Origin of the sequence: Pedobacter sp. HMWF019, from assembly GCF_003061025.1 — a bacterium.
Classification (GTDB): Bacteria; Bacteroidota; Bacteroidia; order Sphingobacteriales; family Sphingobacteriaceae; genus Pedobacter.
Map to the genome: position 1 here is coordinate 1 of NZ_QAIL01000013.1, position 11,965 is coordinate 11,965.

10 protein-coding genes are annotated in these 11,965 nt (G+C 40.1%); 3 read left to right on the forward strand and 7 right to left on the reverse strand.

Annotated elements, in window-relative coordinates:
* A partial coding sequence (locus DBR11_RS00550; protein WP_233260600.1) for a hypothetical protein occupies positions 1–1,003 on the forward strand: 1,003 nt, incomplete at its 5' end.
* 93 nt (positions 1,004–1,096) lie between these two features.
* On the opposite strand, the gene DBR11_RS00555 is transcribed toward DBR11_RS00550, so the two are convergent.
* Genes DBR11_RS00555 through DBR11_RS00565 form a run of 3 tightly spaced genes read right to left on the reverse strand, consistent with a single transcriptional unit; the run spans position 1,097 to position 2,537 of the window.
* On the reverse strand, positions 1,097–1,870 hold the full coding sequence (locus DBR11_RS00555) for a DNA-formamidopyrimidine glycosylase family protein (RefSeq protein ID WP_108549660.1): 774 nt from the start codon (positions 1,868–1,870) through the stop codon (positions 1,097–1,099).
* 5 nt (positions 1,871–1,875) lie between these two features.
* The gene (locus tag DBR11_RS00560) at positions 1,876–2,040 is read right to left on the reverse strand and encodes a DUF3606 domain-containing protein (RefSeq protein WP_108549661.1); all 165 of its coding nucleotides are present in this window, start codon (positions 2,038–2,040) and stop codon (positions 1,876–1,878) included.
* A gap of 56 nt (positions 2,041–2,096) precedes the next feature.
* On the reverse strand, positions 2,097–2,537 hold the full coding sequence (locus DBR11_RS00565; protein ID WP_108549662.1) for a hypothetical protein: 441 nt from the start codon (positions 2,535–2,537) through the stop codon (positions 2,097–2,099).
* Between the two features lie 276 nt (positions 2,538–2,813).
* Between DBR11_RS00565 and DBR11_RS00570 the strand changes: the two genes are divergently transcribed.
* Together DBR11_RS00570 and DBR11_RS00575 are read left to right on the forward strand one after the other, a co-directional pair.
* Positions 2,814–4,325: a hypothetical protein gene (locus tag DBR11_RS00570; RefSeq protein ID WP_108549663.1), complete on the forward strand. Its 1,512-nt coding sequence runs from the start codon at positions 2,814–2,816 to the stop codon at positions 4,323–4,325.
* Between the two features lie 45 nt (positions 4,326–4,370).
* Positions 4,371–6,317 carry a hypothetical protein gene (locus DBR11_RS00575; RefSeq protein ID WP_146186428.1) on the forward strand — a complete coding sequence of 649 codons (1,947 nt, stop codon included), beginning with the start codon at positions 4,371–4,373 and terminating at the stop codon, positions 6,315–6,317.
* Positions 6,318–6,342: 25 nt separating this feature from the next.
* Here DBR11_RS00575 and ppsA read toward each other — a convergent pair whose 3' ends face one another.
* The 4 genes from ppsA to mgtE all read right to left on the reverse strand — a co-directional run bounded on the left by ppsA (position 6,343) and on the right by mgtE (position 11,915).
* Complete coding sequence (ppsA, locus tag DBR11_RS00580) at positions 6,343–8,967, reverse strand: phosphoenolpyruvate synthase (protein ID WP_108549665.1); 2,625 nt, start codon at positions 8,965–8,967, stop codon at positions 6,343–6,345.
* Positions 8,968–8,982: 15 nt separating this feature from the next.
* Positions 8,983–9,438 (reverse strand): MarR family winged helix-turn-helix transcriptional regulator, encoded by a 456-nt coding sequence (locus DBR11_RS00585; protein WP_108549666.1) that lies wholly within the window; start codon positions 9,436–9,438, stop codon positions 8,983–8,985.
* 151 nt (positions 9,439–9,589) lie between these two features.
* Positions 9,590–10,444 carry a hypothetical protein gene (locus DBR11_RS00590; RefSeq protein WP_146186429.1) on the reverse strand — a complete coding sequence of 285 codons (855 nt, stop codon included), beginning with the start codon at positions 10,442–10,444 and terminating at the stop codon, positions 9,590–9,592.
* Between the two features lie 85 nt (positions 10,445–10,529).
* Positions 10,530–11,915: a magnesium transporter gene (gene mgtE, locus DBR11_RS00595; protein WP_108549668.1), complete on the reverse strand. Its 1,386-nt coding sequence runs from the start codon at positions 11,913–11,915 to the stop codon at positions 10,530–10,532.
* Positions 11,916–11,965: the final 50 nt, after the last annotated feature.

Below are 11,965 nucleotides of genomic sequence, written 5' to 3' on the forward strand. Positions count from 1 at the left end.
GCTATTGGTTATATGCATGGTACAACAAAACACGTTCGCTCAAGTGAGCGTAGGCATTTCTGTAAGAATTGCCCCGCCTGCATTACCAATTTATACACAACCTGAATGTCCTGTTGATGGTTATATGTGGCAGCCTGGTTATTGGGCGTATGATAACGCAGGAGGTTATTATTGGGTTCCAGGTATGTGGGTAGCCCCTCCCCGTCCCGGTTTATACTGGACCCCGGCCTATTGGGGTTATGTGGGCGGCCTTTATGGATTTTATGCGGGATACTGGGGACCCCGTGTTGGATATTATGGAGGTATAAATTATGGTTGTGGTTATTATGGAAGTGGCTATAATGGCGGTAGATGGGATAATGGCAGATTCCGTTATAACACCGCTGCTGTGCGGGTTAACACAACTATAATACACAACACCTATATTGACCGTTCTGTTGTACGGAACAATAACAACAGAATAAGCTTTAATGGTCCTGGTGGTGTAACTGCAAAACCAAGAGCGCAGGATCGCTTGGCCATGAAAGACCGTATTCAACCAACTTCCAGCCAGATTTCACATCAAACAGCTGCTAGAAAGGACAGAAATTCTTTTGCAAAGGTCAACAACGGGCGTCCGGCAACGCCAGCAATTAGCCGTCCTTCAGTTAACAATAATCGAACATCAGCATCTCGTCCAGGGGCTTTAAATCAAGAGCAAGCAAGGCCACAACGTAATACGCCGCAAACGCAAGCTCAGAAACAACAGCAGGTACAACATCAAAATCCAGTTCAAAGGGAACAAAGAGCCCCTCAACAGCCACGACCTGTGCCGCAACGACAGGCCAGGCCACAAGCCCAGCCTCAAAGACAACCGCAACAACATGCACCTCAACAGGCACGACCTGTGCCGCAACAACAGGCCAGGCCACAAGCACAGCCTCAAAGGCAACCCCAACAACGTGCGCCTCAGCAGGCACGACCAACTGGAGAAAGACGTGAAGGTGGCGGAGAGCGTCACTAATAAAACAAAAAGAGGTCTACCATGGCAGACCTCTTTTTTTGCAAATAGGTTGAAGACAACCCAAAAAGCTAGTAGCTTAGTACCAGATCAATATTAAAGCGTATAAAGTACCTGTTCATCCGTATAATAGGTTTTTCTGGCGCCTTTTTTCTCGATCTGAATTTCGGTACCGGTTGGACTCTTTTTCAAATCAGGCCGATGTAGCCTTAAAAAATCTTTGATTTCTCCATTCAAGGCTTTAGGAAGTTTTTTGGCGATATCCACAGACTCCTGATACAACACATGATTAATTGCCCGAAGCAATTCTTTAACACCAGCTTCTGGAATAGCTTTGGCAATAGAAAATGGCGAAATCCTTGCCTCCCATAGAATCTCATCCGCATAGGTATTACCAATGCCTCTGATCGAATACTGATCCATCAGTAATGTCTTGATCTTCACCTTCTTTTTGGCCAGCAGATCTTTAAAATAAGAAGGATTCAAAGCCATCGCATCAGGTACATCAGAAGCATCAGGATTCAGCGTAGGAGTTGCGGCCTTTTGAAAATCTGTAAGTGCAAAACCATCCCCTCCCTTGAAATGAAAAGAAACAATTTGGAACTTAACCTCCTCATCTTCCAATGCCTTGAGTTCACCATGTAGCATCAAATGCAGACCCACGACCATGCCATTCTTGAACTGTAATTGCAGTGTTTTACCCTCACGGGAAACACCATCCAGTTGATGTCCCTCAATCGCATCTTTAAGGACCTGAACCGAAACATTTAATTTCTTTGCAACTGGAACATCAACCGTTTCGAGGGTTTTATTTTTAAACCGTTTTTGCAGATTTTTAGCAAAAACCTCCAGATCAGGTAATTCCGGCATAACAGTTATTTATTAAAATATTTTTGAATTGCGGCAAGTTCATTGCCTGTTGACTTCATGATTTCCCTAAGGTAAGCTGGCCGAACACCAAATTTACCAGCCCAATACTCTACTTGAAAGTTCTCTGTAATACAGCCCTCAAAAGGACTATCCTTCTTTTTACGCTCCATAAGCACCAATTTAGTTATCCAATAACAACAGAAAATAGAAGTTGTTTATTTTTTATTTATACCAATACCTCGAAATCAGCAGACATCAAAGTGTCATACACCCTAAAACGAACCATCCACTCATCTTTAACAAGCTCAGAAACAGAACCGCTAAAGAGTTTCTCAAAGCGTTCCAGGTTAATGCCATCAATACAGATGACCAAATATTCACAATCGCTAAGCACAACCACTTGCTGTACATATCCAAACCAGCGCTGCATAATCTGCCCAGGCAACTTATTGAAATGTTGATTCTCAATTAACTGTCCTATACCCGTCACCAAACCTTCAGGCACCGACGACCAGCTCCGCAGGTTCCACAAACCATGCTGTTTATCCACGGTCCCAATCACCTCATCCCCATTTACTAATTGCCAAGGCTCGCCGGGATTAAACTGGATCACATGGTATACCGGACTTCCAGGTTCTTTCTCAGAAAAATAAGTTAGTTCAATCATATCAATTTGTTATCAAAATCAGGGTTTGAAACCACCGTATGACAAAGTTTGCTAATAAAAAGCGTAAATCAAAAATAAAATACTAAAAATATTAGTTTATATATTCTATAAGAAAGTAATCGCCAGCTCTACAATCTTGTATTGAAACGTGTTTCTGAGAAAATATGTTTTACGGATCGAAAATTTAGGATTAGAAAATGGATAGAAGATGTTTTTCGTAACCACTTAGATATCAGTACTCATTTGTTGCAATCCTAACCAGTAAATTTTATCTTTATGATAAAAGATGTTCGTATTGTTGATTTTAAATCTACTCCTATGTTAAATTTTACACGTTTTTTTTTCTGCTTTATCTTCTGTCTGAATTTCATGTACAGTGGAGGGGCCTTTGCCCAGGATGCCAATTACTGGCACTCAGGATTTGGTCCTGGAGGACTTTTAACGCCCGGTGCCACTATCGTTAACGACAGGGATAGCGGATTGTATTATTACAACCCTGCATTAATGGCTTTGCATCCCAAAAACTCGGTGAATATTTCCACCAGCTTATACCAATTAGGGTTATATAACATTAAGGATGGTGTGGGCGCAGGAAAAAATCTAAAATCAAGTGGCGCACAAATCATTCCTCTTATGGTATCGGGAAATCTTTTTTTTAAAGGGAAAAAGACAATTGCCCTGGGGTATTCTTTAGTTCATGATCCGGTAAGTAATTACCAGGTTACTCAAAGGCAGGATCAGAAAATGAATGTACTTGATGACTCATATAGCCCAGGAAACGAAGATTTTATTGGTCAATATGCGGCGCATAACAAAGTAAGTAATACCGTAGCAAGTGGCAGTCTTGCTGTAAAACTTAATGAGAACTGGTCAATTGGTCTCACTGCCGAGGCACAACTTCGGAGTCAGGATTATCTGGAACAATATAGTTTACGAGCTTTGATTAATAGTAATGATTCCCAAAATCTATTACCTATGACTAATGTAGAGAGTAGTTATCAGATCAGTTACTGGAATATTGGTTTGCGTTTTAAGTTTGCTACCTCTTATGATAATGGCCCCCACCACCTTGGTTTAATAATTACTGCACCCCGGGTCAATATAAAAGGAAATGCAACTATCACCAATGATTTGATTATAAATGATTTGCATCCGGTTCCGGGTACGCCGCTGATCTTAAATGTGTTAGGGAATGGCAGACAGACTGGATTGCCGGTAACTTATAAGGATCCCTTCAGTGTATCCCTGGGTTATGGGCTGGATTTTGGAGATGGTGGGGAGATTTTTTTAACTGGAGAATATTTCTCAAAAGTAGGTCTATACAATATTGTTAGTCCTTTAAACGCCTCCTTTGTAAGGCCTGATAATGAATCTAACAGGAGTATGACCAATGAGCTGCTCCAGTTCAACGAGCAGAGAAAGTCTGTTACGAATTTAAGTATCGGTATTAAACAAGTTTTAAGCCCTAAATTCATAGGTTATGCCTCATTTAGGACAGATTTTAATTATGATGATAATGGTGTTACAGTCAATAGTGAATTTAATGGCCACCATCCTAACCTCGCTACATGGAATACCTACCATGGCCAATTTGGGGTCAATGTTAAACGCAGGAAGGGAAACCTTCATGCGGGGCTAATACTCTCCTACGGTGCAACAAATAATTTTGTACAACCTTTAAATTTTGACACGCCGAACGAAGACAATCAACTTCAGGGTAATGTCCATACAACGACAGCTAAATATTTCTCAGCAGGCGTATTACTGGGGTATATTTTTAATCTGTAACAGAAACATACTATTGCTTTAAGCTTTTATATGAATTGGTCCACAATGAAGAAACGGTTTTTAGGTATTTGCTTATTTTTATTGTCAACTCTATGGAGTATGGCACAAGGTGTGTTTTTCAAAGTCCCGATACAGATTACGGATCCTGCTGCAGATAACCATTCAGCTAGAATAGCGGTTCAGGATCAAAAAGTCTGCTTTGCCTGGGAAGAGGAAAACAAAGGTGTTCAGTTTACCTGGTATGATCTTGGAACCCAAACTATGCAATCTTTCAACCTGATTGGTCAGTTGGGTAGCCGGCCTGTGTTTTGTCATTCAGGAAGAAAATTGTACCTGCTCTGGAATGATCAACAGGGTAATATCCAATATGCTTTACTAACTGGTGGACAGGTTGGAAAACCAGTTGTATTAGCTAACTCCCAATCTTTTCAAATTTTATCAGCCACGGGGACTGAAGATCGTATGGTGATCTGCGTTACAAATCCCAATAAGAAAAATGTTTCTGTTTTGTTGGCACATGAGGCTGCGGAGGAAGGACTTGTTTTGGATAGGAATTTTGAGGTTCCTAAATTAAAGAGTATAGAATATTGCTCGGCAGTTGCTGGAGCTTCAGGAACTGTTAAGCTGTTTTGGAAAGAACAGAAACGTAAAAGCCTGCTGAGTGCCAGTTTTAAGCTTGACGAAAAACCTGCCGGTAGTCCTTCTATTAGTACAATCTCTACAGAGGTTTTTCAGGTAGCAGAGATTGTACCTTTAAATGATCCTGATCATCAACTGATGTTATGGAAGCGAAATGACAAAGAAAATAAATGGTATTACGGCCTGATCAGCCAAGGTGCTCTGACCGATGAACATGCGATCCTTCCCTATTCTGAAAAGAATGTTGTTGCACCGGCTGTAGATAAGGATGTAAAAGGAAATTTCTATATCGGTGCCACCGGATTAAATAAGCAATTTGTACTGGACTCATTTAGTATTTATAACCCCATGCATTGGATAACTGATTTTATTTTACCTAAAAAAGGGAGTCTGACATTGAAAGATATTGTTATTCCTGGTTCACATGATGCAGGAATGTCGATCTTAAACGCAGCTGGAGGCAAAAATATGGGGATTATAAATGAATGTAATACCCTTACGCAGATAAAGAATATTGATGGACAGCTTCGGTCTGGTATTCGCATGTTTGACCTCAGATTGGATTTGTATAAAGGGGAATTATACACGAAGCATGCCCCGTCAAATTGTATGGAGGATGCCATTGCAGGAGGTTATGGTGAAAAATTATCCAGTGTATTGCAATCCGTAAAAAGGTTCCTGAAGGATAATCCTAAGGAATTTGTAATCCTGAGTTTTTGTCATTTTTGCGATCGGCATATACCTGTTGTCCAGCAAGCTGATTCTATTGTGCAAGGCTTAGGAAAAGATCTGTTGTTTGCTGAAAAAGAGAAGAGTATAAAAGATATTACCCTAAATGAATTGTCGGGCAGGGTGCTGGTAACATTTGAAGATTATTCCTTCCCAGAAAAGAACATCCTACTGAATACCCTGAATGGTAAAAGCACTTCTCCTGTAAATTACAAAAGAGCTTATGCAGCAAGTAATGAGTTGAATAAACTGCTGGCTGCCCAGGATTCCTTCTTTACAGCTTTAAAAGACTCGCTTCATCATAGTGATCTTGTTCGCCTGGATTGGCAATTAACTGAAGCCGGACAAGAAGCGGCTTTCATCTGCAGTGAATTTCAGTCTCCCAAATCCAACCCTCTGATTGACGGAGCAAAACTATTGGTGAATTCAATAAAGAAGAACAAAAGTATTATTGAGCTTGCACGTATTGGTAATCAGGTATTGGTAGAGAAAGTAAACGGCTGGATAAGCAAGGGAATAATTAATACAACCAGCCGCCCCAATATATTGTATGTTGATGTATCGGGAAACTGGATAACGGATTATTGTATGTTCCTGAATGCTCAGCCAGTTTACAATAGGTAATAACACTCGGATAGGTATCGCTGACTTAAAGGATTTCCACGTACCCATCAGTTCCATTTACCCGGATCCGCTGTCCGTCCTGGATTAATTTAGTCGCATTTTCAACACCAACAACTGCTGGTAAACCATATTCACGGGCAATAACTGCTCCGTGGGTCATCAACCCACCTACCTCAGTAACCAGTCCATTGATGGATACAAATAAGGGGGTCCAGCTTGGGTCGGTAAAGGAAGTGACTAATATATCTCCGTTTTCCAGATCGGCATTTTCCATATTTAAAATAACCCGTGCCCGCCCTTCTATCACTCCAGAAGAAACAGCCAGGCCTGCAATAGCCTTGGGTGGAAGATTTTCATGATTGTACTTGCCCGAAATGATTTCACCATCTGAGGTCATTACTCGTGGTGGGTTTAGCTTTCCAAATGATTTGAACTCTTCTTTTCGTTTGGTGATCAGCTGGTTGTTTGGTTTGCGAGTACGTATCATCTCGCGCAACTCTTCAAAAGTGAGGTAATAGCTATCTTCCTGATCAGAAATAACCTTGGTTTGTTGCAACTGTTCGACTTCTTTCAGTAAAGCCTGCTTATAAACGAAGAAACGGTTAACAATTCCGTATTTTGGATATTCGCGATAACCAGCGAAATTTCGGATCAGGTCAATCATGGTCTTTGTCTCTTTCGCTTTTTTTTGGCCATCTGGTAATAATGCCAATCGATCTAATAAGGTTTGTTCTTTCTTGAGTGCCTCCTTTAAACCTTGTTCAAATTTCCGCTTGCTTGCCCCTGGTTCAAAGTTTTTAATATTAGTTAGAATTATTGGAATCAGTATGGTGGGATTTTCGCGCCAGCGGGTTCTGGTAATATCGATTTCGCCTGCACACCGAATACCATATTTCTGGAGATAAGCATCAATAGTAGCCTTGACTTCTTGTCCGCCATCAAAATTAATGATGTCGTTCAGGAAGTAGCCGGTTTTTACCTGTTGCAAATACTCAATTATTGCCGGATAGGGACGGATGACATCTGCAATATCTAATATTGCCAGGCCCATCTCCGAAGTGATATTGTTTGATACAGATTGAGAAAGTATATCTGCTACATTCTTTTCGCCGAGCCATTCATTCATCTTTTCATTGATCCATGCTGAAGCATTCATTGTAGCTATGATTACCCCCAAATGTTTCCCCTCAAATATCATCTGCTTTGATTCCTGGATATCTCCCAGGATAAACTCAAACAGATCATCACCTGATTTGTTCCGGATGTTTTGTTTCAGTGTTTCTACTGATGCCTCATTCTGTTTAATCAGATCAGCAACAATCGAGGCGTCGTTTCCTACTTGTCCTAATATATCTGCTGCAGATAGCCCCCTATTGCTTTTGACAGGCGACCTTTCTTTTCCATCGTTGGGTAATGATTTTATAAAATCCTTCCGTTCCACGATGGTCTGCAATGCGTCTTTTATGAGTGGATCATGTTGTTCCATGGCCGCTAACAAATTATCCCTGCCAGCAGGTGTCGCCAGCTCATCCTTGACATCGACAAACAGCCTGCCGCCAGCTTCAAACATTGGTCTTGCAGCTCTTAACTGCCACATAGATATACCCAAGGGCTTCATAGGGTCAGTCATCATTTGCTGATGGCCAACAGATATATAAACATGATTCTCCTGATCATTTGCTTCTGGAACCGGATATAAAGTTGTGATCGGCCGGCTCTGAACAATATAGAATATATCATTGGCCAAGCACCATTCAATGTCCTGCGGGCAGCCAAAACAGGCTTCAATCTTTCTGCCAATGGCTGCGAGTTGTAAGATCTGCTGATCAGTCAGTGCCTGCCTGTCTTGTTGCTTAGGTTCAATTTCCTGGAGTTCAGTACCGCCTTCTTCTAGAGCTAAAATGGCTAGTTTTTTGGCAGATATCTTTTTAACGATCTCCTGGTTTGCATAGACACGGTAATTGTCGGCATTTACAAGACCGGCAACCAAAGCCTCACCAAGCCCAAAGCTGGCATCGATAGACAAGTGTTTTCTATTGTAATTTACCGGATCTGCTGTAAACATTATCCCTGCTACGTCCGGAAACACCATTTGCTGAACAACGATAGCCAGGTAAACCTTTCTGTGGTCTACTTGATTTTGAATTCTATAAATGATAGCCCTATCGGTAAAAAGTGATGCCCAGCACTTGCTGATGTGTTTTGCAATCGCTTCTATCCCTTTAATATTCAAAAAAGTATCATGCTGTCCTGCGAAGGAAGCTGCAGGCAGGTCTTCTGCAGTAGCACTAGATCGCACCGCATAAGCGTCTTTATCACCTATCTTTAGGATGCAATTTTCTACCTCCTTTAAAATGGCTATTGGAATTGGAAGACGTTCAATAGTATAGCGGATTTTCGCACTGATTACATTGATATTCAATACATCTTGAACCTTAAGCAGGGCCAATTCATTCAACAAACTATTGATCTGCTGATTGTTTATAATAGTTTCTTTGTAAGCTTCTGTAGTAATATAGAACCCATACGGTACCTTTATCCCATTAATGTGCAGCAAGGCACTTAGGTTAGCTGCTTTACCGCCCACCAAATTTAGTGTCGCTTTATTACCTTGGGACATGCCAGGTACGTAAACATTTATATTTTCCATCTGCTTATTTTTATATTATTTACTATTTAGCCTTGCCGTTATCTCCTTCATGATCTCTACTGATTTTGAAAGGTAACTTTCTACGATTTTAATTTCATCGTTTGAGAACGAAGCCGTTAATTCTGCCGACTTATTTCTAAAATCTTGATAGAGCGGAGCCAGAAGCTGCATTATCTTTTCCGTATCTGGTACAATGAAAACCTTTCGTCGGTCATCTTCGCCATGCTGTCTTTTTACTAATTTTTTATTTTCAAATCTATCGATCAAACCAGTAACCGCTCCTGTGGTCAGGCCTGTCAACTTTGAAAGTTCTCCCGCGGTCATCTGCCCTCTTTCTAAGAGAAAGCCTAAATATTTATGATCTGTACCTGAAAAACCTGCTGCGCTGGCAATGGCCTCATGCATCTGAAGAGATGTATATGCATAAGATTGATTTAATTTTCTGATTCTTCTGAGGTGTTCTTCTTCCATGCTGTATTTTTTGATGTCATGCTGGGACTATTGCTATTTGCATATTTGTCTTATTTGATAACTATCTTAGTTGCTAAGATAAACAACAATTATGATATTTTGCGTGCTTTTTAAAGAAGAAAAATAATAATGGGGTCGGCCTGGCCTGGGTTTACTGATTAATCTGTGATGCAGGTTCGTACGGCTCATTATTAACCAATTTTTCGGCCTTATTATAGGTCAATAAACGTAATTTTCCCTGAATTGATTTTATAACCTCTTTTTTCTGGAGTAAGCCATTGCTATAATATTCTTTGACCTCACTTTTATCCGCATGATCATAAGAACGTGTAGATAACTTGCCATCCGCATACTCATCAACATACCGGATGTTGTTCTTTCTATATTGTCTGTTGGAAAAGGAACCTGTTTCATTATAGGTTTCCTGGATATCAGGGCCTGAAACGGATTTCTTGTAGCCATTGGGGTAGAAATCTGTATAGGTTTCTGTGATATCATTTGAGATCTTTTGTAGTCTTCCATCTTCGTCATACGATTTGGTGATGCCTCTGCCATAATGTTTCTTCTGATCCAGCGACATATAACCTTCTGCTTTGATTTTCCCATTAACATAGTATTCTTTAAAATGCACTTCTGTGTCTTTTCTGTTAATATCAACAGTCATCACCTCATCAGTAAAGGTTTTCATAGATTGAACCGCCGAATTCAGAATCACATAATCGGTTCTGGTATGACCGTTCTCTTGAACGGACACTGTGCCGTTAATAAACTTGTTAAGGAGCGTAATGCTAGCTTTCTGGACGGAGTTATTGATCTTATAGTTGCCATCATTTAACGCGACCGACTTTTGTTTGTCTGGGGAAACCAACTGCACTTTATTGATAAATGTGTTTGCTTCCTTGCCTAGTTTCAATTCTGCATTGTTGATTACCCGTTGAGCAAAGGCTCCATGTATACCGGTAAACAGTAGCAGGCAGGTTAAAGGTCTGAAGAATCGTGTTTTCATTTGGTTTGACATTCGCTCGTTATTAATCTTTTTTGGATAAATTATAGCCATAAGTGTCATATTGTATATTTTTCTTATTTATTCCTTACAGTAAAGTCCCCTTTAAAAAGATGGCGGCAATACTAAAGTAAATAACCAGACCAGTAACGTCCACTAATGTGGCCACAAATGGTGCTGAAGAAGTAGCAGGATCAATTTTGCACTTCTTTAGTATCATCGGCACCATTGACCCACTTAAGGTTCCCCATAACACAATACCAATTAAAGAAAAGAATATAGTGGTGGCCAGTAACAACCAGTGAGGTCCATAGTTATACCATTGAAAATTCTGCCATATAGAAATTCGCACAAAACCAATTGCACCGAGTATAATGCCTAAAACCAAACCAGATAAAATTTCTCTTCGCATTACATACCACCAGTCTTTTAAGGAGAGTTCTTTTAATGCCATAGCCCTGATAATTAATGTAGCCGCTTGGGAACCACTGTTACCACCGCTGGAAATAATTAAGGGAACGAACAAGGCGAGTACAACGGCTTTTGAAATCTCTCCATCAAAATAGCCCATTGCAGTAGCAGTTAACATTTCACCAAGGAAAAGAATAATGAGCCAGCCGGCCCTTTTTCTTAATAACGAAAAGAAAGGTGTTTTTACATAAGGAAAATCCAACTCTTCTATACCGCCAAATTTCTGGATCTCTGCAGTATCTTTTTGTTCGGCCACATCCATCACATCATCAACTGTGACTACACCAAGCAAAATGTTCTCCTCATTAATTACGGGCAATACCACCCTGTCATACTCTTTAAACTTTTGAACAGCATCCTCTTTAGTGTCTGTGATTTTCAAACTTGTACAAAAGCCATCCAATATGTCTTCAATCTTCTTGTAGTTTTCAGTTAATACTAACCTTCTAATTGGCACATCATCAATAAGTTTTCCATCGTTATCCAACACATAGATGACATTGACAGCTTCCGTATCTTTATGATTCAAACGTAAATATTCACTTGCCTCTGCAATTGTCATATTTCGATCTACGGCAGCAAAGTCCGTATTGATAATTCTGGCAACGCTTTTATTGGAGTAACCTAGTAAATGTTCAACTTTTGTCCTGTTTTCTTCATTTAAAAAACCCAGGAGGCGAGAAAGTTCTACTCCTTTTGAAGAAGAATAAAAGATGGTTCGGTCATCTGATTTAAGGTTGTTGAGGATATATGATGCTCTGTCTTTGGATATGCTTGTTATGATCCGCTTCTGGAGTTGTACATCTAAATAAGGTAGAACATTTACCTGCTGTTCTTCCTGAAACGAGTTGAATGCTTCAATGGCCTTATTGACCGGAATTGAAATAAATAATTTAGCAACTTCTGAGGGATGGATATACCCTGTTTGATTATTGGGCTTAAACAAGCCGGAAAAATCACCGGCAAGTATTTTCTTTCTTACTTCTTTAAAATGAAAATTCATGAAAAAGCAATTTTATAGGCATAAATAATGAAAAATAACGTCCCTAAATA

What these genes read in the sequence shown, in the direction of transcription:
- DBR11_RS00575 (WP_146186428.1), top strand. Translation starts at nt 4,371, where the DNA reads ATGAAGAAACGGTTTTTAGGTATTTGCTTATTTTTATTGTCAACTCTA.
- DBR11_RS00590 (WP_146186429.1), bottom strand. Translation starts at nt 10,444, where the DNA reads ATGAAAACACGATTCTTCAGACCTTTAACCTGCCTGCTACTGTTTACC.
- mgtE (WP_108549668.1), bottom strand. Translation starts at nt 11,915, where the DNA reads ATGAATTTTCATTTTAAAGAAGTAAGAAAGAAAATACTTGCCGGTGAT.
- ppsA (WP_108549665.1), bottom strand. Translation starts at nt 8,967, where the DNA reads ATGGAAAATATAAATGTTTACGTACCTGGCATGTCCCAAGGTAATAAA.
- DBR11_RS00560 (WP_108549661.1), bottom strand. Translation starts at nt 2,040, where the DNA reads ATGGAGCGTAAAAAGAAGGATAGTCCTTTTGAGGGCTGTATTACAGAG.
- DBR11_RS00565 (WP_108549662.1), bottom strand. Translation starts at nt 2,537, where the DNA reads ATGATTGAACTAACTTATTTTTCTGAGAAAGAACCTGGAAGTCCGGTA.
- DBR11_RS00585 (WP_108549666.1), bottom strand. Translation starts at nt 9,438, where the DNA reads ATGGAAGAAGAACACCTCAGAAGAATCAGAAAATTAAATCAATCTTAT.
- DBR11_RS00555 (WP_108549660.1), bottom strand. Translation starts at nt 1,870, where the DNA reads ATGCCGGAATTACCTGATCTGGAGGTTTTTGCTAAAAATCTGCAAAAA.
- DBR11_RS00570 (WP_108549663.1), top strand. Translation starts at nt 2,814, where the DNA reads ATGATAAAAGATGTTCGTATTGTTGATTTTAAATCTACTCCTATGTTA.